The 20,916-nt window shown below is 69.8% G+C and carries 22 protein-coding genes; 6 read left to right on the forward strand and 16 right to left on the reverse strand.

Annotated elements, in window-relative coordinates:
• The 5 genes from QSG27_RS04030 to QSG27_RS04050 form a co-directional block, all read right to left on the reverse strand.
• On the reverse strand, nucleotides 1-663 hold a 663-nt coding region (locus tag QSG27_RS04030; protein WP_306703844.1), incomplete at its 3' end, for a tetratricopeptide repeat protein.
• 14 nt (nucleotides 664-677) lie between these two features.
• Nucleotides 678-1,403: a sugar phosphate nucleotidyltransferase gene (locus QSG27_RS04035; RefSeq protein WP_306703845.1), complete on the reverse strand. Its 726-nt coding sequence runs from the start codon at nucleotides 1,401-1,403 to the stop codon at nucleotides 678-680.
• A 146-nt stretch (nucleotides 1,404-1,549) separates the two neighbouring features.
• On the reverse strand, nucleotides 1,550-2,101 hold the full coding sequence (locus tag QSG27_RS04040; protein WP_306703846.1) for a GNAT family N-acetyltransferase: 552 nt from the start codon (nucleotides 2,099-2,101) through the stop codon (nucleotides 1,550-1,552).
• A 29-nt stretch (nucleotides 2,102-2,130) separates the two neighbouring features.
• Nucleotides 2,131-2,889: an SDR family NAD(P)-dependent oxidoreductase gene (locus tag QSG27_RS04045; RefSeq protein ID WP_306703847.1), complete on the reverse strand. Its 759-nt coding sequence runs from the start codon at nucleotides 2,887-2,889 to the stop codon at nucleotides 2,131-2,133.
• Nucleotides 2,886-4,025 carry an aromatic ring-hydroxylating oxygenase subunit alpha gene (locus tag QSG27_RS04050; protein WP_306703848.1) on the reverse strand — a complete coding sequence of 380 codons (1,140 nt, stop codon included), beginning with the start codon at nucleotides 4,023-4,025 and terminating at the stop codon, nucleotides 2,886-2,888. The genes QSG27_RS04045 and QSG27_RS04050 overlap by 4 nt, the downstream gene beginning before the upstream one ends.
• A 105-nt stretch (nucleotides 4,026-4,130) precedes the next feature.
• Here QSG27_RS04050 and QSG27_RS04055 point away from each other — a divergent pair, with 105 nt between their 5' ends.
• Both QSG27_RS04055 and QSG27_RS04060 read left to right on the forward strand, forming a co-directional pair.
• Nucleotides 4,131-5,213: a 3-oxoacyl-ACP synthase III family protein gene (locus tag QSG27_RS04055; protein ID WP_306703849.1), complete on the forward strand. Its 1,083-nt coding sequence runs from the start codon at nucleotides 4,131-4,133 to the stop codon at nucleotides 5,211-5,213.
• A gap of 12 nt (nucleotides 5,214-5,225) precedes the next feature.
• Nucleotides 5,226-5,996 (forward strand): SDR family NAD(P)-dependent oxidoreductase, encoded by a 771-nt coding sequence (locus QSG27_RS04060; protein ID WP_306703850.1) that lies wholly within the window; start codon nucleotides 5,226-5,228, stop codon nucleotides 5,994-5,996.
• On the opposite strand, the gene pseG is transcribed toward QSG27_RS04060, so the two are convergent.
• From pseG to QSG27_RS04080, 4 genes are all read right to left on the reverse strand, one after another.
• Nucleotides 5,983-7,083, reverse strand: a complete 1,101-nt coding sequence (gene pseG, locus QSG27_RS04065; RefSeq protein ID WP_306703851.1) for a UDP-2,4-diacetamido-2,4,6-trideoxy-beta-L-altropyranose hydrolase — start codon at nucleotides 7,081-7,083, stop codon at nucleotides 5,983-5,985. The two genes, QSG27_RS04060 and pseG, sit on opposite strands and share 14 nt — an antisense overlap.
• Nucleotides 7,084-7,100: 17 nt before the next feature.
• Nucleotides 7,101-7,775 (reverse strand): hypothetical protein, encoded by a 675-nt coding sequence (locus QSG27_RS04070; protein WP_306703852.1) that lies wholly within the window; start codon nucleotides 7,773-7,775, stop codon nucleotides 7,101-7,103.
• Between the two features lie 71 nt (nucleotides 7,776-7,846).
• Complete coding sequence (gene cydB / locus QSG27_RS04075) at nucleotides 7,847-8,854, reverse strand: cytochrome d ubiquinol oxidase subunit II (protein ID WP_306703853.1); 1,008 nt, start codon at nucleotides 8,852-8,854, stop codon at nucleotides 7,847-7,849.
• 5 nt (nucleotides 8,855-8,859) lie between these two features.
• Nucleotides 8,860-10,269, reverse strand: coding sequence for a cytochrome ubiquinol oxidase subunit I (locus QSG27_RS04080; protein WP_306703854.1), 1,410 nt, complete (start codon nucleotides 10,267-10,269; stop codon nucleotides 8,860-8,862).
• Between the two features lie 301 nt (nucleotides 10,270-10,570).
• On the opposite strand from QSG27_RS04080, the gene rpoH reads away from it, so the two are divergent.
• Entirely contained in the window at nucleotides 10,571-11,473 is a 903-nt protein-coding gene (rpoH, locus tag QSG27_RS04085) for an RNA polymerase sigma factor RpoH (protein WP_306703855.1), read from the forward strand.
• Between the two features lie 151 nt (nucleotides 11,474-11,624).
• Here the strand turns inward: rpoH and QSG27_RS04090 are convergent, their stop codons facing one another.
• The 5 genes from QSG27_RS04090 to QSG27_RS04110 form a co-directional block, all read right to left on the reverse strand.
• Nucleotides 11,625-12,386 carry a DUF6969 family protein gene (locus tag QSG27_RS04090; RefSeq protein WP_306703856.1) on the reverse strand — a complete coding sequence of 254 codons (762 nt, stop codon included), beginning with the start codon at nucleotides 12,384-12,386 and terminating at the stop codon, nucleotides 11,625-11,627.
• A gap of 79 nt (nucleotides 12,387-12,465) precedes the next feature.
• A complete protein-coding gene (locus tag QSG27_RS04095) occupies nucleotides 12,466-13,125 on the reverse strand; it encodes an ABC-type transport auxiliary lipoprotein family protein (protein ID WP_306703857.1) in 660 nt (219 codons plus the stop codon).
• A complete protein-coding gene (locus QSG27_RS04100; RefSeq protein WP_306703858.1) occupies nucleotides 13,122-14,081 on the reverse strand; it encodes an MlaD family protein in 960 nt (319 codons plus the stop codon). The genes QSG27_RS04095 and QSG27_RS04100 overlap by 4 nt, the downstream gene beginning before the upstream one ends.
• A gap of 9 nt (nucleotides 14,082-14,090) precedes the next feature.
• The gene (locus QSG27_RS04105; protein ID WP_306703859.1) at nucleotides 14,091-14,900 is read right to left on the reverse strand and encodes an ABC transporter ATP-binding protein; all 810 of its coding nucleotides are present in this window, start codon (nucleotides 14,898-14,900) and stop codon (nucleotides 14,091-14,093) included.
• Nucleotides 14,901-14,906: 6 nt separating this feature from the next.
• Nucleotides 14,907-16,058, reverse strand: a complete 1,152-nt coding sequence (locus tag QSG27_RS04110; RefSeq protein ID WP_306703860.1) for an ABC transporter permease — start codon at nucleotides 16,056-16,058, stop codon at nucleotides 14,907-14,909.
• 200 nt (nucleotides 16,059-16,258) lie between these two features.
• Between QSG27_RS04110 and QSG27_RS04115 the strand changes: the two genes are divergently transcribed.
• A complete protein-coding gene (locus QSG27_RS04115; RefSeq protein WP_306703899.1) occupies nucleotides 16,259-16,774 on the forward strand; it encodes an adenine phosphoribosyltransferase in 516 nt (171 codons plus the stop codon).
• Between the two features lie 270 nt (nucleotides 16,775-17,044).
• Entirely contained in the window at nucleotides 17,045-18,733 is a 1,689-nt protein-coding gene (locus QSG27_RS04120; protein WP_306703861.1) for a CocE/NonD family hydrolase, read from the forward strand.
• A gap of 3 nt (nucleotides 18,734-18,736) precedes the next feature.
• On the opposite strand, the gene QSG27_RS04125 is transcribed toward QSG27_RS04120, so the two are convergent.
• Nucleotides 18,737-19,519 (reverse strand): Fic family protein, encoded by a 783-nt coding sequence (locus QSG27_RS04125; RefSeq protein WP_306703862.1) that lies wholly within the window; start codon nucleotides 19,517-19,519, stop codon nucleotides 18,737-18,739.
• A gap of 221 nt (nucleotides 19,520-19,740) precedes the next feature.
• On the opposite strand from QSG27_RS04125, the gene QSG27_RS04130 reads away from it, so the two are divergent.
• The gene (locus QSG27_RS04130) at nucleotides 19,741-20,163 is read left to right on the forward strand and encodes a bacteriohemerythrin (RefSeq protein ID WP_306703863.1); all 423 of its coding nucleotides are present in this window, start codon (nucleotides 19,741-19,743) and stop codon (nucleotides 20,161-20,163) included.
• Nucleotides 20,164-20,237: 74 nt separating this feature from the next.
• Here the strand turns inward: QSG27_RS04130 and QSG27_RS04135 are convergent, their stop codons facing one another.
• Entirely contained in the window at nucleotides 20,238-20,837 is a 600-nt protein-coding gene (locus tag QSG27_RS04135; RefSeq protein WP_306703864.1) for a BON domain-containing protein, read from the reverse strand.
• Nucleotides 20,838-20,916: the final 79 nt, after the last annotated feature.

The raw sequence follows: 20,916 nt of genomic DNA on the forward strand, positions 1-20,916 counted from the left end.
GCCCGCCTCGAAACGGGCGCGGCCCAGATTCAGCCGGACCCCGGCGTCCTCCGGCAGCAGGGCCGCCGCATGCTCCAGCGCCGCCACCGCCTCCGGGTCCCCGGCCCGTTGGAGCGCCACGCCGAGATGATGCCACGCCTCCCCATGGTCGGGGCGCAGGCGGACGGCGCGGCGCAGGGCGCCCACGGCCTCCCCCGTCCGCCCCTCGTAGCGCAGCAGGATGCCGGCCTGGACCATGGGTTCGGCAAGGTCGGGCTGGATCAGGGTGGTGCGGCGATAGGCCGCCACGGCGAGCCCGCCGTGCCCCGCCTCGCGGGCCGTTCCCGCCAGCGGAAAGGCGAGCGCCGCCGAGTCGGGGCAGAGGGTCAGGGCGGCCCGGTATTCCTCCGCCGCCGCCGCGGGGTTGCCGCGGGCCTGATGCAGCATGGCGAGGTTGGCGCGGTATTCGGCCACGCCGGGGCGCAGCGCCACCGCCCGGACCAGCAGTCCGGCGGCCTGATCCAGCCGCCCGCCCTGGGCGCAGAGCAGGCCGTAGAGGTGAAGGGCGTTCGGTTCGTCCGGGACGACGTCGAGGATGCGCCCGTACAGGGTTTCCGCCTCCTCCGTCCGCCCGGCGGTGTGAAGGTCGAGCGCGATGGCCAGCGCCTCGTCCAGCGTCGCCACGGCGCCCGTTCCGCTCAGGTCTCGCGGCCGCCGATGACGCTGGCGGCGACCGCCAGGCTTTCCGGCGTGCCCATGTCGATGAAGCGTGCCTTGGCGATGTGGCCGTGCAGCGTGCCCGGCGGCATCCGGTGCAGCACGTCGCGGGTCAGCGAACTGGCCCCGGAAGCCGCGATGCGGTCGAGGAAGGCCGCGGAGAAGAGATAGACCCCGGCGTTGATGACCCCGCGCCCCGGCGCCTTGTCGAGGAACCGGCGGACCCGGCTGTCCGGCCCGACCTCCACCCGGCCGAAGCGGGCGGCGTCCTCCACCTCCACGCACAGGACCGACGCCTCCGCCCCCGACAGGCGGTGCGAGGCGACGAAGGCGCGCAGGTCGGCGTCCAGGAAGGTGTCGCCGCTCATCACCAGGACGGTGCTCGACGTCAGGTCCTTGCGGATGTAGGCCAGCGCCGCGGCGGAGCCCATCTGGCTCGGCTCGATCTGGCAGACGACGTCCAGCGAGCGGTTGGTGTCGCCCTGGGCCAGCCACGCCGTCACCCGGTCGGCCAGATGGCCCAGGCACAGCACCACCCGGCGCGCGCCGTAGGCCGCCAGATGGTCCAGGAGATGCCCAAGGAAGGCGCGGCCCGCGATGGGCGCCAACACCTTGGGCGTGTCGCCCGACACGCCGCGCATGCGCGAGCCGAGACCGCCGGCGAGCAGCGTGACGTCGATGTCCGTCAGGGCTTCCTCAGGCCGCACCGTGCTTCCCCTCATGCTCCCGGCGCAAACGCGCCGCACCCACATCCGCCGCATACCGCGTCGGCGGTGGATTGGTCAAACATTCGGTGGGGGTGATGGCGAACTTTCCCGGCGGACCGCCCATCGTAAGCCCCTCTCCGCATGGCCTATTCCGCGAAGGCCGCCAGCGTGGTTTCGCGTGGGAAGAGGCGGATGTGCCCCTCCCACTCGCTGCGCAGCGTCTCAAAGACATAGACGTCATGGAAGCGGCCGTATTTGTGGACATGTTGCCGCAGCACCCCGACCTCGCGGGTTTTCAGCACGCGCTGGATGCGGATGACCGTGTCGTTCCCTTCTATGAAGTAGTTGACGATCTTGTTCATCCCCATGCCGTAATAGCAGTAATCCATGATGAAATTGTGCAGGAAGCCGGCGAGCTTCCGCCGGTCCCGCTCCTCCACGATGTAGGAGCCGGAGGAGCAGCGCAGATGCACCCAGTCGATGTCGGAATAGGACAGGTAGCCGATCGGGCGATCCTCATACTCGATGATGAAATGGCGGAAATCCCGGCGTGTCTCCATGGCGGCGAGCCACGCACGCTGGCGCTCCACGTCCGGGTTTTCCAGATCGGTGAACATGAACCGGGTGATTGACGGCTCGGTGCGCCAGCGCAAAATCATCTCGGCATCGTCGAGCGCCGGACGGCGGAAGCGGAACATGGACCCCTGCCCTTCGAAAAAATGCGGCGTCACTTCGCCAGATAGCCGCCGTCCACCGGCAGCATTACCCCGTTGATCCAGCCGCTGGCGTCCGACATCAGGAAGGCGATGGCCGATGCCACGTCCTCCGGCCTGCCGAATCCCATGGGGTGGGCGGCGCGGATCGCCTCGAACTGGTCGGCGGTGGTGGTGCGGCGGAAACGCTCCATCATCTCCGTCTCGACCATCGCCGGGGCGACGCAGTTGACGCGGATGCCGTCGCGCAGGAATTCCATGGCAAGCCCGCGGGTGGCCGACACCAACCCGCCCTTTGCCGCGGAATAGACCACGTTGCCCGGCTGCCCGATCTCGGCGGCGACGGAGGAGACCAGCACCAGCGCCGCCGGCTCGGCGTGGCAGCCCTTCTGCCGCAGGCCGCGGGCGAGCGCCAGCGCGCTCAGCAGGTTGGCGTGCAGGATGCCGTCGAAGAAGGCCCGGTCCACGCCGCGCACCGGCTTGCCCACCTGCACGCCGGCGCAGTGGGCCAGCCCGGCGATGGGGCCGCCGGCGTCCGCCTGCGCCTTGACCCAGCCGGGGACGGCGTCGCTGTCCGACAGGTCGAAGGCGGCCGGCCGGTGCCCCTCCCCCGGCAGCAGGGCCAGCGTTTCCTCCAGCCTCCCCGCGTCCCGTCCGTTCACCGTGACCCGTGCGCCAAGCCGGGCGGCCAGCAACGCCGTCGCTCGCCCGATCCCCGCGGAGGCGCCGGTGACCAGAACATGCCGCCCGGCAAGATCGACCAGAGGATTCATTCGGCGGCCATGCGCGCGAACCACGCCTGGTGGAAGGCCGCGATGCGCTCCTCGCAGGAGCCGAGGGCCGCCGGGACCTGCACCTGCTTCAACCCGCGGTGGGCGGATTCGGCGACTCGACGGTCCTCGTCCAAAACGGTGCGGTTGAAGCCGCAGACGTTGGCCTCCACCGCCTTGCGCGTCGGCCCGCCCTTGGTCTTCGGCTTGGAGGTCTCGCCCAGGAACAGGCGGAAATGCAGGTTGCTGCGATCCGGCCCGACCGGGTCGTAGGTCTGCACGCTCATCAGCGCGCCATGGGTGACGCCGATGGCGAGGTTGGGGAAGATCATGAAGTGGTCGTAGTTCCGCAGCATCTCGCTGCGCGGCAGCCCCAGCCGCTCGATCACCCCGTCCCACCAGCGGGCGGAAGTGTCCGACAGATGGGTCGTGCCCCGTGAATGCTCCCCTTCGTAGGAACAGATCCAGATCTTCTTGGCGAATTTCTTGAAGGTTTCCGGGTGGGTGGCGTCGACATGGTAAACTTCCAGCGCGCTTTCCAGCGCCGTTTTCCAGTTCGCGTCCCAGGGGAGCACGTCCTCGTCGATGCGATCGGTGAACATCTCCGACAGATGGTCCAGAACCGGCCCATAGGCGCCAAGCTGCTCATCCAGCCCACGCCCGCCCGGTTCCAGCCGGACGAAGACGAATCGGCCGCGCACCCCGACCTCAAATCGCGGCAGGGCGAGACGCTTCCTGGCCGCCTCGTCGAACCCGAAATGCTCGCGGTTGCCGGGAATGCCGACCGGAACACCGTCGCGGTTGAAAATCCAGCCATGGTAGGGGCAGACCGGCTTGCCGTTTCCACAAGGTCTCAGATGGATCTGCGCGTAACGGTGGGTGCAGACGTTGTGAAAGGCCCGCAACTCTCCGCCGAAGTTCTGGACCAGAACCGACGTTCCGGCAATTTCCGCCGTGATGAAATCGTTGTCATTCTGCAAATCATTTGCAAAACCAACGAACATCCAGGCCCGGCGGAAGATTTTGGCCACTTCTTCGGCGAACGTCGCATCGCCGGAATATCGTTGTGGCGGGATCACCGTGTCCGGCGGGTACGCGAGTTGTTTCATCTGAACCCGGTCATCCATGGCTGATCCCATTTATCGGTTCGTTAATCATTCGACCCTAGCGTTCTTTCGGTTAATAGTCTCCGAATTCGCCCAAGTCCAGGCCGGACGACGGGCACCGGAGGGAGGAAGCATCCGTTGAAGGCCATCATCGAGGGCGTGCGCATCGCGGGGTTCCGGGCCGCCGTGCCGCCGCACCGCCATTCCTTCATGGAAGACCATTCCCTGTTCACGGCGGAGGAGGCGGAGAAACTGTTCGCCACCACCGGCGTGTATGAGCGCCGCATCGCCCCGCCGCACATCTGCGCGTCGGACATGGGCGTGGCGGCGGCGGAAGGGCTGCTGGCGCAGCTCGGCTGGGACCCGGCCAGCGTGGACGTGCTGATCTTCGTGTCGCAGGACCCGGACTACAACGTGCCGGCCACCTCCTGCGTCATGCAGAAGCGGCTGGGGCTGGCGTCGGGGGCGGCCTGCTTCGACGTCAATCTGGGCTGCTCGGGATTCGTCTACGGCCTGTGGATGGCCGGGCGGCTGCTGGGGGGATCGACGGGCCGGCGGGCGCTGGTGCTGTGCGGCGACACCAGCTCGCGCCACCTCGTGCCGGGCGACCGCTCCACCCTGCCCCTGTTCGGGGACGCGGGCGGCGCCGTGGCGCTGGAGGTCACCGAAGGGGCCACGCCGATCCACGTCGTGGTCGGCACGGACGGCGGCGGGGCGAAGAACATCTGGGTCAAGGCCGGCGGCCGCCGCAATTCGCTGGTGCCGGGCCGCGAGCCCTGGTCCGCGGAGAAGCAGGAGCGGATGTTCACCGACTCGCGCCTGTCGCTGAACGGGGCGGAGGTCTTCGCCTTCACGCTGCGCGCCGTGCCGCCGCTGGTCCGCGAGACGCTCGATTTCGCGGGGGTGGGGGTGGAGGACATCGACCTCTGCGTGATGCACCAGGCCAACGCCTTCATGCTGGAGCATCTGCGCAAGAAGACCAAGTTCCCGCCGGAAAAATTCATCGTGGACATGCACGATTTCGGCAACACCAGCTCCGCCTCCATCCCGCTGGCGGTCAGCCACCGGCTGGGCGAGGCGCTGTCCACCGGCACGCGCAAGATGCTGCTGGCCGGGTTCGGCGTCGGCTGGTCCTGGGGTGCCGTGGTCGCCGACGTCGGGCCGATCCCGGCCCCGGCGGTGCAGGAGATCCCCGACGACTTCCCCTTGCTGACCCCGTAAGGCCGCCGGACCATGCGCAACCCGCTCGACCTCACGGGACGGCGCCTGCTGGTGACCGGGGCCTCGTCCGACAGCGACATCGGACGGGAGATCTGCCGGACGCTGGCCGGGCTGGGCGCCGCCCTGACGCTGGTGGGCCGCCGCGCCGACGCGCTGGAGGCCACCCGCGCGCTGCTGGACGACCCGGACCGGCACGCCGCCGCCCCCTTCGACCTGACCGATCTGGACGCCATTCCCGGCTGGATGAAGGGGCTGGCGGAATCGGGCGGTCCCTTCGCCGGGCTGATCCATTCCGCGTCGGAGCAGGGTTATTCGGTGCTGCGGCAGGTCAACCGGGCGCAGTTCGACCGCTATTTCACGCTGAACGTCGGGGCGTCGCTGATGCTGGCGCGCGGATTCCACCAGAAGGGCGTCTTCGCGCCGGGCGGCGGGTCCATCGTCTATGTCGGATCGGTCGCCGGGCTGAAGGGGCAGAAGGGCCGCTCGCTCTACGCCGCGAGCAAGGCGGCGCTGGTGTCGGTGGCGCAGTCGCTGGCGCTGGAACTGGCCGACAAGCGAATCCGCGTCAATGTCGTGGCCCCCGCGGTGGTTCTGGGCGCCAAGGCGGAAAAGCAGTTCGCCATGCTGCCGGCGGAGCAGAACGCCGCGCTCGCCGCGGCCCACCCACTGGGCTACGGCGCGCCGCAGGATGTGGCCGACGCGGTGGCCTATCTGCTGGCCGACAGCGGGCGCTGGGTGACGGGAACCGTGCTTCCGGTGGACGGCGGCTTCACCGCGGGGTGACATCGGCTTCCTTCCCCTCTCCCGCTCCGGGAGAGGGGTAATCGAATGCGCTTGTGACCGCCTCCGACAACGCCTGTGCGATGCGCAAGGCACCCCGACCATCGACGATGCCGGCCAGCTTGCCCGCCATGGCCCGCCGCCGCGCCGGATCGGCCCAGAGCCCCAGCGCCGCCGCGGCGATCCGCTCCGGCGCGCCCTCCGTCTGTCCGGGAACCAGGGCGCACCAGCCCAGCGCCTCCGACTGGCGGGCGGCTTCCAGCTGGTTGTCGGCGATGGTGACGAGGACGGCGGGCGTGCCGATGGCAGCCAGTTCGCCGGTCGTGGTTCCCGCCGCCGACACGGCCAGCCCGGCCTGCGCCATCAGTTGCCCCATGCGCGGCGTGTCGCGGTGCAGCCGCACGCTGTCTTTGAAACGCCGGGCCACGGCCTCCACCGCCCCCGCGTCCCGCACCGCACCGCCGACCGCCACGTCCAGCCGGACGCCGGGCGGCAGCCTGGGAGCAAGCCGCTCCACCACCGGGGCCGTCAGCCCCAGCGGATCGGAGCCGCCGAAGGTCACCAGCAGGCCCCGGCGCTCCTCCAGGGGAGCCCTGTGCGCCGCCGCGGCCTCCCTCACCTCCCGCCGCAGCGGGGCGTAGGCGGGACCGAGAAGCAAGCGGGCGTCCGGATTCCCCTTCCCATAGGGCAACGACCCGGCGTCCGGGGCGGCGTTGACGATCAGCCCGGCGTGAATCGCTTCCCCCGTCCCGGCGTCGTCGAAGGCCAGGACGCACAGCCCCGTCTCCGCCAGCCCGGCCCGCCAGCCCTCATCGAAACCATAGCCGTCCAGCGCGATGGCGGCAGCGCCGGTCCGCGCCGCCACCGTGCGGGTCGCGGCGAGGTCGGCGGCGCTGCCGGGCTCCGCGCCGATCCGGTGGATCTCCATGCCACCGGCGCGCAGGCGGTCCTCAAGCGCCGGCGGCAGGCTCGCCGCGGCGAAAAGGGCATCGCCGCCCAACTCCTGCACCGCCTCGGCCAGGGCAAGGCAGCGCATGACATGCCCGGCCCCGATGGACGGGCCGGCGTCGGCGCGGAACAACACCTTCATGGGCGCGTCCTCCGCACTCAATGCAGGGTCGGCGCGTCCGGCCCGGTGGGCCGCAGCCGCGTGCGGGCGGAGGACAGGCAGAAGGCGTGCCAGTACAGCGCGACCAGCGCCCCCGGCAGGCTGTCCAGCTCATGCCCCGGCAGGGCGGTGATTCCCGCGGCGTGGGCCATGGCGGCGTTGGCGGCGTTGGCGCTCTGCCGCGCCGCCGGGCCGATCAGCGCCAGCGTCTCCCCCAGCGCGCGGGCGTCGAGGCGCAGGGTCGCCGGGGCGACGGTCATCTGGGCGGCGCCGTCGCGCAGGCGCCCGATGGCGATATAGGCTTCCAGCAGGTCCGGACGGTCCTCCGGGCGCAGCACCGCGGCGACCACGCGGTTGCCGGTCAGCGGGCCGGTGCCGTCGAACTCGAACACCACCGCGCGCTCCGTCTGCCGGGCCTCGGCCAGCGCGGCGGCGCGCTCCCCGGCGGAGACGCCGACCAGCCGCATCGCCTCCTCGAACATCTCGGGCCGCCCGCCGCCCTCGGCGTGGACGACCAGCGGCGCGTCCATCGTCGCCGCGATGGCCAGGCGGCGGGCCATGATGTTCACCGCCTCCTCCGCTATGTCCTCCGGAACCGTGCCCTGCAACAGCTCCGCCCCCTTGCGCAGCATCACCTCGGCGAAGCTGATGTCCGGGGCGGTGTCTGGGGTCATGGCGCTGTCTCCATCGCAAGGGGTCGGCTGTTGTACGCCAAGGGCCGCCGCGCGCTCAATGATAGCAGCGCTCAATGATAACCGATGGCCCCCGTCACCTTGCCGCGGAAGACCCAATAGCTGTAGGCGGTGTAGACCAGGATCGTCGGAACCAGAAAGGCCATGCCGATCAGCAGGAAGACCTGCGTCTCCGGCGGGGCCGCCGCCTGCCACACGGTGATCCCCGGCGGGATCAGCACCGGCCACAGGCTGATGGCCAGCCCCAGATAGGACAGGGCGAACAGCCCCATGGCGAAGACGAAGGGCAGCACCTCCCGCCCCTCGTCCAGCGCCCGCCACAGGCCGAAGGCGAGGAAGCCGACCATCAGCGGCACCGGCGACAGCAGCAGGATGTTGGGGACCGAGAACCAGCGCGCGGCGATGGACGGCTCCAGAAAGGGCGTCCACAGGCTGACCGCCGCGACCATGACCAGCACCACGATCAGCAGCCGGCGCGCCACGCGGAAGCACCAGTCCTGCAGGATGCCGATGGTCCGCCAGATCAGCCAGGTGCTTCCCAGCAGCGCATAGCCGGCGATCAGGGCCAAACCGCAGAACAGGCTGAAGGGCGTGGCCCAGTCCAGCATGCTTCCGGCGAAGTTCCGCCCCTCGACCTCGATCCCCTGGATGAAGGAGCCGAGAACCACCCCCTGCGCGAATGTGGCGAGCAGCGATCCCAGGAAGAACGCCTTGTTCCACAGATGGCGGCTGCTTCGCGCCTTGAACCGGAACTCGAAGGCCACGCCGCGGAAGATCAGGGCGATCAGCATCAGCAGCAGCGGCAGATACATGGCCGGCAGGACGACGGCGTAGGCGATGGGAAAGGCCGCGAACAGCCCCGCCCCGCCCAGGATCAGCCACGTCTCGTTGAAATCCCAGACCGGCGCCACCGAGTTCATCATGACGTCCCGCGCCTCCTCGCTGGGGGCGAAGGGGTAGAGGATGCCGATGCCCAGGTCGAAGCCGTCCATCAGCACATACATGAAGACCGCGAAGCCGACGATGGCGACCCAGGCGAGGGTGAGCAGGCTGCCTTCCATGGACGTCACTCCGCGGGTTCGATGGATTCGCCGGGCACCGACAGGGGCCGCTTCGGCTGGTGGCCCTGCGTCACCGCCGGGATCTCCAGATCCTCGTCCAGCAGCCGCGCCGGGCCGATGGTCAGCAGCCGGAACAGATAGTAGGTCCCGGCCCCGTAGATCACGGCGTAGACCAGAACGAACACGACCAGCGAGGTCAGCACCGCCCCGCCGGTCAGGGCCGGGGTCACCGCGTCCGCGGTGCGGATCATGCCCTGGACCACCCAGGGCTGGCGCCCGATCTCCGTGGTGAACCACCCGGCCAGGATGGCGACGAAGCCCAGCGGCATGCAGCCGACCAGCACCCGGTGGAACCAGTTCGGGCTGTAGAGCCGTCCGCGCACCCGCTGGACCAGATGGATCAGCGCCACCGTCAGCATGACGACGCCGATCGCCACCATGATGCGGAAGGTCCAGAACAGGATTTCCGGGTTGGGCCGCTCGTCCGCCGGGAACTGCTTCAGCCCGGGGACCACCCCGTCCCAGTCGTGGGTCAGGATCAGGCTCGACAGGGCGGGGATGGCGATTTCCGCATGGTTGGTCTCGGCGTCCTTGTCGGGGATGGCGAACAGGATCAGCGGCGCCCGCGCCCCGCCCTCCCAATGGCCCTCCATGGCGGCGATCTTGGCCGGCTGGTGCTCCAGCGTGTTCAGCCCGTGCAGGTCGCCCAGGAAAATCTGCAGGGGCGCCAGGACGGTGATGAGCCCCAGCGACATGCTGAGCCCGACCCGCGCGTGCTCCAGGAAGCGGTTGCGGATCAGGTAGAAGGCGCTGATGCCAGCGACCACGAAGCCGGTGGTCAGGAACATCGCCGTCAGCATGTGGGCCAGCCGGTAGGGGAAGGACGGGTTGAACACCACCGCCCACCAGTCGGTGACGAAGAACCGCCCGTCCCGCAACTCCGCCCCCGCCGGGGTGTGCATCCAGCTGTTCGCCGAAAGGATCCAGAAGGAGGACAGCACCGTCCCCGTCGCCACCAGCACCGCCGCCAGGAAATGGATGCCCCGCGGCACGCGGTCCCGCCCGAACAGCAGGATGCCGAGGAAGGCGGCCTCCAGGAAGAAGGCTGTGACCACCTCGTACTGGATCAGCGGCCCCAGCACGTTGCCGACGATGTCGGACCAGCGGCTCCAGTTCGTGCCGAACTGGTAGGTCATCACGATGCCGGACACCACGCCCATGCCGAAGGAGATGGCGAAGATCCGCGTCCAGAATTCCGACAGGCTGCGGTACAGCGCCCTGCCGGTCATCAGCCACCGCGCTTCGAGAACCGCGATCCAGCAGGCCAGCCCCACCGTGAAGGAGGGAAAAAGAATGTGAAAAGAAATCACGAAAGCGAACTGGATTCGCGACAGAAGCAGCGGATCGAGGTCCATGGCCGCGGTCCTCCGTTGGCGGTCGTCCGGGCCGGATTCGGGTGGCCCGCCCCGACCCCAAACGCGGCCCATTCCAGGGAGTTCCCATTTTCCGGCTACGGATACTTTCTTTCCCCCCACCCCTTGAACCGCGGCCGGGGTCTCTTATTTCTAAGCTCTTGCCGACATCCGCTCATTCACGGCCGGCCCTGGGCCACAGCCGATCCCACCCCGCTCCGATGGCCCCGCCGGCCAGCCGGGCCGGGGCTCATCGGCCCTTTGCAGGGTGTTTCCCGAGGATGCCGGAATCAGGAGAAGCTCTTTGACGGAACTGGCAGTTTCTGGCGAACCCCTTACCCTCTTTCTGAAAGAAACCCGCAAGTACGACTACCTCACCCCGGAACAGGAACGCGACCTCGCCATCCGCTGGCGGGAGCGGCAGGATCGCCGCGCCCTCGACCGGCTGATCGGCAGCCACCTCCGGCTCGTTTTCAAAATGGCCCGCGGCTATCAGGGCTACGGGCTGCCGCTGTCCGACCTGATCGCCGAGGGCAACGTCGGCGTCATGCAGGCGGCGCAGAAGTTCGACCCCGACAAGGGGTTCCGCTTCGCCACCTACGCCTCCTGGTGGATCCGGGCGGCGATCCAGGAATATGTGCTGCACAACTGGTCGCTGGTGAAGATCGGCACCACCGCGGCCCAGAAGAAGCTGTTCTTCAGCCTGCGCCGCCTGAAGGCGCAGTTGCAGGACGCGGAGAACGGCACGTTCGGCGGCGACCTGTCGCCGGAGGCGGTGGAGAGCATCGCGACGACGCTGGACGTGTCCCAGGCCGACGTCGTGGAGATGAACCGCCGGCTGGGCAGCGACCGCTCGCTGAACGCCACGCTGGCCGAGGATGGCGACAGCGAATGGCTGGACCTTCTGGCCGACGAGCGTCCCGACCAGGAAACCGTTCTGGCCGGCGCGCAGGAGCGCAAGCGCCGACAGCACTTCCTGAAGCTGGGGCTGGGCGTGCTGGACGACCGCGAGCGCCAGATCCTGGTGGCCCGCCGCCTGCGCGAGGAGCCGCTGACGCTGGAGGAGCTGAGCCAGCACTTCCACGTCTCGCGCGAGCGCGTGCGCCAGCTTGAGGTGCGCGCCTTCGAAAAGGTCCAGAAGGCGGTGATGGCCCAGGCCCGGCAGGTTCCGGGCACTGCGGCGGGCAAGGCGCTGCTGCCGGTTTGAGAAAACCTCTCTCCCGCCCCGGGAGAGGGTGGCGCCAGAGGCGCCGGGTGAGGGTCGTACGAGGATCAAGGCGCTGATCCTTGCCAGCACCCTCCCCCTTCCCACGCCTCCGGCGCGGGCCCCTTCCCTATCCCGGGACGGGAGAGGGAGCTCAAGGCGTGACGAAGCGCGGCGGTTCCGGCAGCACGGAGGACCGCCGCCGCACGCCGCGCAGCGCCTGATCCACGGCGGCGACCTGCTCCTCCACCGAAATCAGGATCTGCGACGTGACCTCCAGCGACCGGTCCTCGTAGACCCAGCCGTCCGGGTGGCGGCCGGCCCAGGCGGCGACGGTCCGGTCGCGCTCTTCCAGAAGGCTGTGGATCTGGGGCCGGAACAGCCGCATCATCGCGGAGATCCAGCGGTTCGCCGGCCAGGACGGGCGGGCGTGATCCACCGTGAAATGGTCGAGCATGCGGATCACGTCGTCCGCCGCGTACCACGTCTCCCCCGTCACCCAGCGGTTCGTCGTGAACAGGCGCACCGGCTGCCCCGCCACGTCCATGGCGATCCCCACCAGATGGGACAGGGCGTCGTTGGGGTTGTCCGGCTCCTCGTAATCCTTCAGCGGCATCGGCTCCATGCCCGGCGGCATCCCCAGCGGGCGCAGGAAGGTGTGGAAATGGCCGTGCTCGCCGTCGGGCCGCTCGTCCTCGGGGTGGCAGTGGTAATAATACTGCGCGTGGTATTCGGCATCGTACACGTCGCCCGGCGGGTAATGCCGCCATTCGTAGAGCGTGCCGTGCCCGCGCAGAAGCTCCCCCACCACCGTGTCGCCGGTCTTGGCGAGCACGCGCTGGCACAGCCGGACCTCCTGCGCGGCCTCGGACATCGCCTGCAACTCGTCGCGCGAAAGCTCCGAAAGCCCGATCATCGGATGCTCTGCCCCGTGTCCCTGCCCTTCCTTGATCCCTATTACGTATGAGGCTTTGTACGCATAGCAAGCGCTTTCCTCAGCCGGAACGGCTGGCACCGGTGCGGAACACGGCGTTGCCGCTGCGCAGCGTCCAGTCCACCAGCGCCGCTTGAACCTGGCCCAACGCCTCGTTGAAGGCCGCGATCACGTCGGTGAAGTCCGATCCGCGCACCGGCACCATGGCGTCGAAGGTGTCCCCCGCCTCGATGGTCCGGCTGGGCATGGCGACGAGCTTGGCGGAGAGGCGCACGCGCACCCGGTCCGGCACGGTGGCGCCGTCGTCGGCGAACTCCGCCTGGAAATCGCGCAGTTCCGTCTTCAGCACGAAGTCGGAACGCAGCCCCGCGGAATCCCGCCCCACCGAGACGATCCGCCGGCTGTCCTCGAAGGACTGGACGATCAGCCCCTGCACCATGCCCGGCGCGCGGTCGGCCCAGGACACCCCGGCGAAGTAGTCGAGCGCGGTGGCGGAGCGGGTGACCGCGATGCGCGGCGTGTCGATCCCGGCGCTGGCCGCCGGGGGCTCCACCAGCAATTGCCAGTTCACCCGCGGCAGACCGGCATCGGCCACCGCGCCCGGCGTCAGCGTGTAGAGGCTGGGCGCGGTGGGGTTCAGCGCCGCGCAGCCGGTCATCGGCCCGGTCAGGCCGAGCGCCAGCAGCGCCGCCCCCGTCGCGTTCGTCCAACGGCTCGTCATCGTCCACGCACCTCCACGCCCTGGCGGGTTCCGCCGAACAGGAAGTTCGACGGGTCGTTCTCGATCCGCGTGACGACGCGGGACACCTGCCCCGACAGGTCGCGCAACTGCGAGATCAGCAAGGTCAGTTCATACAGCCCGCCGCCGGTGAAGTCGCGCAGCGCGCCGCGGTTCTCCCCGATCATCGCGTTCAACTGCGTGGCGGTCTTGTTCAGCGAACCGGCCAGCGTGTGGAGGTCGCCGGTCAGGGTTTTCGTGCCGCTCTCCACCGCCGCCAGGGTGCGCTGCGCCTGCTCCATGGTCTGGCCGAGCTGCGGCCCGACCGTCTCGAAGCCCTGGAGCGTCCGGTTGGCCTGCGCCATCGTGGCGTCCAGCCCCTGGCTGGCGCGGGCCAGCTCGGCGGTCAGCGTGCGGGTGTTGGCCAGGATTTCCGCGATGGCCGCCTGGTTCTGCGGCGTCAGCAGGTCCGCCACCCGGTTGGTCAGGTCCAGCGCCCGGTTGAGAAGCTGCGGCGCCGCGTCCACGAACACCGTCAGGGAGGAAGGGCGCGAGGGGATGACCGGGATGCCGCCGTCATGCGCCGTGCGCAGAAGCTCGCTCATCTCCGTGCCGCCGGAAATCTGGACGTAGGCGCCGCCGGTGATGCCCTGCACCTCCAGCGAGGCGATGGAGTCGGTCTTGATCGGCGTGCCTTCCTGCACCTCGATCCGCACGCGCACGCGGCTGACGTCGTTGGGGTCCAGGCGGATGTCGGTCGCCGTGCCAACGGGGATGCCGCGGTAGCGCACCGGGCTGCCTTCCTGAAGGCCGGTCACCGAACCGGTGAAGTAGATGTAATAGGGCTGGCGCGTCTCCTCCAACTGGATCTTGGCAACCCAGACGGTGAAGACGAACAGTCCGGCCAGCAAGGCCAACACGAAGCTGCCCACGAGGATGTAGCTGGTGCGGGTTTCCATGGCGTCCGGTCAGCTTTCTGCATGGCGCGCGGCGCGGCCGCGCGGTCCGTGGAAATAGTCGTGAATCCAGGGATGCGGGTCCCGGAGATGCTGCTCCAGCGTGCCCACGCGGATCTTCTTGTCCACCAGAACGGCGATGCGGTCGCAGATGGAGGTCAGGCTGTCCAGGTCGTGGGTGACCATGAAGACGGTCAACCCCAGGCTGCGCTGCAGGTTGCGGATGAGCTGGTCGAAGGCGGCGGCGCCGATGGGGTCCAGCCCGGCGGTCGGCTCGTCCAGGAACAGGATGTCGGGGTCGAGCGCCAGCGCGCGGGCCAGACCGGCGCGCTTGACCATGCCGCCCGACAGCTCCGCCGGGAACTTCGCCCCGGCGTTGGGCGGCAGGCCGGACATGGCGATCTTCACCCGCGCGATCTCCGCCGCCAGCGCCGCCGACAGGTCGGTGTGCTCCTTCAGCGGCACCATGACGTTCTCCGCCACGGTCATCGAGCTGAACAGCGCCCCGTTCTGGAACAGCACGCCGGTGCGGGCCTGGAGCGTCACCCGCTCCGCCTCCGGCAGGTCGGCGGTGTCGCGGCCCAGCAGCTCGATCCGGCCATCGGCGGGGCGGATCAGGCCGAGGATCTCCTTCAGCAGGACCGACTTGCCGGTGCCCGACCCGCCGACCACGCCCAGCACCTCCCCCCGCCGCACGTCGAGGTCGAGCCCGTCATGGACCACCTGCGGGCCGAAGCGCGTGACCAGCCCGCGGACGCGGATCACCGCATCCTGCGCATCCGGTTGCTTGCCGTCGAACCGTTTGTCGTTATCCGCCGCCACGGCCCCTCACAGCCTGAGGAAGGAGAACAGGACGGAGAACACCGCGTCCAGCACGATCACCAGGAAGATGGACTCCACCACCGACTTGGTCGTCAGCGTGCCGACGCTCTCGGCGCTGCCGGAGACCTTCAGCCCCTCGTAACAGCCGACCATGGCGATCACCAGCGCGAAGACCGGCGCCTTCACCAGTCCAACCAGGAAATGCGGCAGGGTGACGGCACCGTGAAGCTGCCGGATGAACTGCCCGAAGGTGATGTCCAGCGTCGCGTAGCTCATCACCGCACCGCCGAACAGCCCCATGATGTCGGCGTAGAAGGCCAGCAGCGGCAGCGTGATCATCAGCGCCAGCGCGCGCGGCACCACCAGCAGCTCCACCACGTCCAGCCCCAGCGTGCTGATGGCGTCCACCTCCTGGTTCACCTTCATGGTGCCGATCTGCGCCGTGAAGGCGGAGCCGGAGCGCCCGGCCACGATGATCGCGGTCATCAGGATGCCGATCTCGCGCAGGATCGACACGCCCAGCAGGTTGACCACGAACAGCTCCGCCCCGAAGCGGCGGAGCTGGTCCGCCCCCTGGAAGGCCAGCACCACGCCGATCAGGAAGGACAGAAGCCCCAGGATCGGCAGGGCGTTCAGCCCGGTCTGCTCGATGTGGAACATCACCGCGCGGAACCGCAGCCGCCGCGGGTTCAGCAGCAGCCGTCCGAAGGTGATGGTGATCAGGCCGAGGAAGGACAGCAGGTCGCGCCCCTCGCGCAGGCCATCCACGGCGGTGCGCCCGGTGCGCTCCAGCATGTCGAGGATGGGGCGCGGCGTCTCCGCCCGCTCCACCGGCGCGGGGCCGACCTTGCGCACGGCGTCGAACAGGGCTGCGTGCTCCGGGCGGACGGCGGCCAGATCGACGGCGTGGCCCGCCGCCTTCAGCCGGTCGGCCAGGGTGGACAGCAGATAGGCGCCCACCGTGTCCATGGCGTCCAGCCGCGACAGGTCCAGGCTGACCGTGCCGCCGCCGTCCAGCGCGAAGCGGTCGAGCGCGCCCGACAGCGAACCGGCGGCCTTCAGGTCCCAGTGGCCCAGGGCCGTCAGCATCCACCCGCCGCCGCCGCCACCGCCGCCGTCAGCGCGCGACGATTCCAACCACGCCCTTTCGCGCGCCATGCCCCGTCCTGCCCTTCCCGTCCGGTTCCGCCTTGCGGCGCTGTTCGTGCTTGTGGGGAGAACTTGGCCGCAAGCCCCCCCGACGGTCAACCTCAAGCCCGGGAAAAAACAGCCGCGCAACGGTGGTTTGCACCCGGTTGGCCGGCCCGATAGTATGGCGCCGCCGTTGCACAGGAACCTTATTCACCATGCCGAACGCCATCGACCTGAAGAACCACATCCGCGGCATCGCCGACTTCCCCAAGCCCGGCATCCTCTTCTACGACATCTCGCCGCTGCTGGCCCACGCCGAGGCGTGGAAGGAAGCCGTGGACCAGTTGGCCGAGGCGCTGCGCCCGCACAAGCCGGACCTGCTGGTCGGCATCGAATCCCGCGGCTTCCTGATCGCCGCCCCGCTGGCCCTGGCGCTCGGCACCGGCTTCATCATGGTGCGCAAGCACGGCAAGCTGCCGGGCGACAAGGTGGCCCATTCCTATGACCTGGAGTACGGCACCGACACCATCGAGGTTCAGGCCGACGCCGTGAAGCCCGGCCAGCGCGTGGTGGTCCTGGACGACCTGCTGGCGACCGGCGGCACCATGGTCGCGGCGATCAGCCTGCTGCGCCGCGTCGGCGCCGACGTGCGCGCCGCCGCCTTCCTGGTGGAGCTGACCTTCCTCAACGGCCGGGACAAGTTGGACGTGCCCAGCGTCTCGCTGATGGCCTACGATTCGTAACGGCGCCCTATAGAAAGGCGTCTAGAAGGGCGCCTGCCCATCCTTTGGGCATCCCTCTCCCGCCCCGGGAGAGGGTGGCGCCGAAGGCGCCGGGTGAGGGTCGCCCGGGGATCGAGGCGCCGATTCTTGCCGATACCCTCACCCTTCCTGCGTTTTGCGCGGGCCCCTTCCCTCTCCCGGGGCGGGAGAGGGCATCTCGAAGGCAGCCTGTCCGGTCGTGGCACAGGGTTTGCGAGAATCTCCGGTCATTGTTGCTCGGTACGGCGCTCCATGACCCATATGGCCCCGGTGATTCTCGAACAGCCGCCTCTCCTGGCCGTCCGGCCCCCCGAAACCGTGTCCATGCGGACGCGCGACGGCTTGCGGCTGGACGCCGACCTGTACCGTCCCGACGCGGTCGGCCCCTGGCCCGTCCTGCTGCTCCGGCTCGCCTGCGGGCGGCGCACGGCGATGACCACCCAGTATGCGCACCCGCGCTGGTACGCCGCCCGCGGCTATGTGGTCGTGGTGCAGGACGTGCGTGGGCGCGGCACGTCGGAAGGCCGCTTCCGCCCCTTCGAAGCGGAGCGGGAGGACGGCGCCGACGCGGTGGCCTGGGCGGCGTCCCTGCCCGGTTCCAACGGCACGGTGGGCATGTACGGCAGCGGCTACGCCGGCATGGCGCAGCTTCTGGCCCTGGCCGAGCGGCCCGCCGCGCTGCGCGCCGTGGTCCCGGCGCTGGCCGGCTGGGACGTGTTCACCGACTGGGCGACGGAGGGCGGCGCCTTCCGGCTGGCCGACGCCATGGGCTGGGCGCTGCACTGCGCGGCGGAATCCGCCCGCCGGCTGGAGGATGGCGCGGCCTACCGCGCGCTTCTGGAGGCGACGCGCGCCCTGCCGCTGGACGACGAGATCCCCTCGCGTCCGCGGGTGCTGCGCGAATACGCGCGCCATTGCCATTACGACGACTGGCTGACCACCCCCGGTCCGGGCGGAAGCTGGGACGGGCTGTCGCCGCGCCACGCCCTGTCCGGCGGGGTGGGCGAGGTTTCCATCCTTCAGATCGGCGGCTGGTACGACCCGCGCCTGACCGGCACGCTGGAGGCGCATGAGGCCCTGTCCGGCGCCCTGTCCGGCGGCAGCGACAGCGCCGTCCGCCTGCTGGTCGGCCCGTGGGACCGCCACGGCGTGGCGGCCCATGCCCGCACCGAGGGTCCGGCGCCCTCCGACGTGCCGTCCTTCGACGCCCTGCAACTCGGCTGGTTCGGGCGCTTCCTGAAGGGGGAGATGAACGGCGCGGAGCGCGGCGGTCCGATCCGTCTGTTCGATGTTCTGGAACGCCGCTGGCGCGACCTGCCGGCCCTGCCGCCCGCGGCGCGTTCCCTGCATCTGGCCAGCGACGGCCTCGCCACGCGGCACGGCGGCGGCGCCCTGCGCGACGGTGCGCCGGACGAGGCGTTCCTCGACGTGCTGGTCCACGATCCGCGCAACCCGGTGCCCGCCGTGGGCGGCCATGCGGTGCCGGGCGCCGGCCCGCGCGACCGTGCGGCCATCGACGCGCGGCCCGACGTGGCGGTCTACGACACGGCTCCGCTCGCCGCGCCGCTGACCCTGTCGGGTCTGGCCGCCCTGGAGATCTGGGTGGAGGCCGACGCCCCGTCCTTCGACGTCAGCGCCGTCCTGTCCGCCGTCCTGCCGGACGGGCGCGTCCTGCCGCTGAGCCAGGGCCACGCGCGGGTGGAGCCGGGCGGCGAGCAGCGCCCCCTGCCGGTGGCCCTGCGCGCGCTCTGCGCGACCCTGCCCGCCGGAAGCGCGCTGCGGCTCAGCATCGCCGGGTCCTGCTTCCCGGCCTATCCCGTCAATCCGGGAACGGGGGCGGAGCCGGGCGAAACCCGGCTGGTGGACGCGCAGCCGATCACCCTGCTGGTCCACGGCGGCGGCACCCGCCCGTCGCGCCTGCTGCTGCCGGCCAGGGACTAGCCCTCAGCGCCGCTCGAGCTGGCCGTGTTCGTCCTCGTCCGGATGCTCGAAGTCGCGGACGGCGCGGGCGGCGCTGCGCAGGCACAGGTTCAGGCTGCGGTCGAGCAGGCGCATCATCAGGTCGCGGAACGGCGTCTTGTCGCCCAGCGACCAGGCGCGCTCCACCATCGCGCCGTACATGTCGTGGTCCTCTTCCGTCACCACCACCGGCGGGAAACCGGCGCGGTTCAGGATCAGGTTGCACAGCAGAAGTGCCGTGGTGGCGTTGCCCTGGAAGAAGGGGCGGACGCTCATCAGCCGGTGATGCGCCTCGAAGGCGGCCTCCGGCCCCGGCTCCGTCCGGCGCAGCCAGCCCGACAGGGCCGACATCGACACCCGCACCTTCGCCGGATCGGGCGAGGCGCCGGCCTCGTCCTTCAGCGCGCCCTCCCGGTAGCGCCCGGCGTTCGCGTCGATCCCCTGGTAGAGCACGCCGTGGAAGGCCGCGATGGTGCGCTCCGTCACCACCCCGCCGCCCTGGAAGGACAGGCGCGCCATCAGTTCCAGAGCCGCGCGGTGGTTGAGCACGAGGCGCTGCGGTTCCGCCGGGCGGCTGCGCAGCGCGGCGCCGCGGTCCAGCACCATGCGCACGTCCTCGGGCGACAGGTCCACCCCCTCCACGATGAGGCAGGCGCCGGTCAGGCCGCGTTCGAAGCGGTCCGCCAGATCGCGGACCACGGTCATCGGCAAGGGCCGCGCGTCGTCCAGAACCCGCTTTTTCTCCAGAATGTCGTCCAGCAGCGCCATCGTCCCGAACTCCGCAGATCCCTTGCATTTTCATAATGCCTGGACGGCGCGCGGGAAAGCATATCCTTGCCCGGTCCGCAAGTCCGGCAGGGTGCAGTGCAACCTGTGGCCTGCGGTTTTTTGCCGCTTGTGCCTCCGTGGTTGCCGGTCTTAACATCCCGATGCAAGATTTACGCACCCTCTATACTCGCGTGACCCGGCCCTCGGAAAGGATTGATCCGATGCAAGATGTTGCCTGGGATAAATCAATGAGCGTCGGCGTCGAAGTTCTCGACGACGACCACAGGAAATTGCTCGACATGTTCAATGGACTTCTGAAGGCCGGGATCGCGGAGAAGGACCGCGCCAGCCTGTCGGGCCTGCTGGGGGGCTTGCGGGAATACACGACCGTGCATTTCGCGCGGGAAGAGATGCTGATGGAACAGCAGGGCTATCCCGGCCTGGACACCCACCGGGCCGCCCACCGCTATTTCATCGACGAAGTGCAGAAGCTGTGCCTGGACGATGACGACAGCAACGAGATGATGCTGCGCATCGACCTGATCCTGCTTCTGAAGGAATGGTTCATCGAGCACATCCAGTCGGTGGACAAGCAGTACAGCCCCTTCATGGCCGAAGACACCGGCAACGGCGCCACCCATTGAGCACCCCCCTCCCCTGCCGCGTCAGCGCAGGGGAGGGCCGGTGTGGGGGTCCGGCGCGCGGCCCGGCGGCGGCCTCAGAAGGCCATCGTGCCGCCCTGCGGACGGACGCGCAGATTGTTCTGGACGTGACGGACACCGGAGACCGAGTCGGCCAGATCCTCGGCCCGGCGTTTCGCCATGCGGTCGTCCACCCGACCGTCCAGGGTGACCTCCCCGCCCGCCACCGAAACCTCGACGTCGGTGGCGTCGATGTACGGGTCCTCGGTCAGCCGGTCGTTCAGGTCGTCGCGGATGCGCTCGTCCGACCGGGCATAGCCCCGCGGCCCGCGGCCCCGGTGTTGAGCGCGCCGTTCGTCGTCCTGGCGGCGGCGTTCAGCGTCGTCGTTGCCGAACCAGGATGCGATCTCGTCGCCGGCCTGCTCCCAGAAGCCGCGCTCCCGCGCCATGCCGATGGGCTCGTCGCGATGCCAGCCGCGTTCGGCATGGCCCCAGTCGCTCCCCCAGCGGCGGCCGGGATCGCGCTCATCGTAACCGCCGCTTTTGTAGTCACTCCGCGGGGAACCGCCTGCGCCGTAGGCGCCGCGCCCGAATTCCTTGCGGTCGCGGACGTCCTGGCGGTCGTCCTCGTCCGGGTTGCGGGCCTCGTCCCTCCACCGGTTTTCGTGCTGAACCATCGTGCCGGACTCCCGTTCGCCGTTGCCCGCCGCCCCACCGGGCGGCGTTTTCTCAACAGGACGGCGCTGGGCTGCGTTC

It is taken from the genome of Azospirillum isscasi (genome assembly GCF_030849505.1).
GTDB classification, from domain to species: Bacteria; Pseudomonadota; Alphaproteobacteria; order Azospirillales; family Azospirillaceae; genus Azospirillum; species Azospirillum isscasi.

Coding starts and splice junctions, on each gene's coding strand:
- QSG27_RS04040 (WP_306703846.1), bottom strand. CDS start 2,101: ATGTTCCGCTTCCGCCGTCCGGCGCTCGACGATGCCGAGATGATTTTG.
- QSG27_RS04045 (WP_306703847.1), bottom strand. CDS start 2,889: ATGAATCCTCTGGTCGATCTTGCCGGGCGGCATGTTCTGGTCACCGGC.
- QSG27_RS04050 (WP_306703848.1), bottom strand. CDS start 4,025: ATGGGATCAGCCATGGATGACCGGGTTCAGATGAAACAACTCGCGTAC.
- QSG27_RS04060 (WP_306703850.1), top strand. CDS start 5,226: ATGCGCAACCCGCTCGACCTCACGGGACGGCGCCTGCTGGTGACCGGG.
- pseG (WP_306703851.1), bottom strand. CDS start 7,083: ATGAAGGTGTTGTTCCGCGCCGACGCCGGCCCGTCCATCGGGGCCGGG.
- QSG27_RS04070 (WP_306703852.1), bottom strand. CDS start 7,775: ATGACCCCAGACACCGCCCCGGACATCAGCTTCGCCGAGGTGATGCTG.
- cydB (WP_306703853.1), bottom strand. CDS start 8,854: ATGGAAGGCAGCCTGCTCACCCTCGCCTGGGTCGCCATCGTCGGCTTC.
- QSG27_RS04080 (WP_306703854.1), bottom strand. CDS start 10,269: ATGGACCTCGATCCGCTGCTTCTGTCGCGAATCCAGTTCGCTTTCGTG.
- QSG27_RS04090 (WP_306703856.1), bottom strand. CDS start 12,386: ATGATCGGGCTTTCGGAGCTTTCGCGCGACGAGTTGCAGGCGATGTCC.
- QSG27_RS04095 (WP_306703857.1), bottom strand. CDS start 13,125: ATGACGAGCCGTTGGACGAACGCGACGGGGGCGGCGCTGCTGGCGCTC.
- QSG27_RS04100 (WP_306703858.1), bottom strand. CDS start 14,081: ATGGAAACCCGCACCAGCTACATCCTCGTGGGCAGCTTCGTGTTGGCC.
- QSG27_RS04110 (WP_306703860.1), bottom strand. CDS start 16,058: ATGGCGCGCGAAAGGGCGTGGTTGGAATCGTCGCGCGCTGACGGCGGC.
- QSG27_RS04120 (WP_306703861.1), top strand. CDS start 17,045: ATGACCCATATGGCCCCGGTGATTCTCGAACAGCCGCCTCTCCTGGCC.
- QSG27_RS04125 (WP_306703862.1), bottom strand. CDS start 19,519: ATGGCGCTGCTGGACGACATTCTGGAGAAAAAGCGGGTTCTGGACGAC.
- QSG27_RS04130 (WP_306703863.1), top strand. CDS start 19,741: ATGCAAGATGTTGCCTGGGATAAATCAATGAGCGTCGGCGTCGAAGTT.
- QSG27_RS04135 (WP_306703864.1), bottom strand. CDS start 20,837: ATGGTTCAGCACGAAAACCGGTGGAGGGACGAGGCCCGCAACCCGGAC.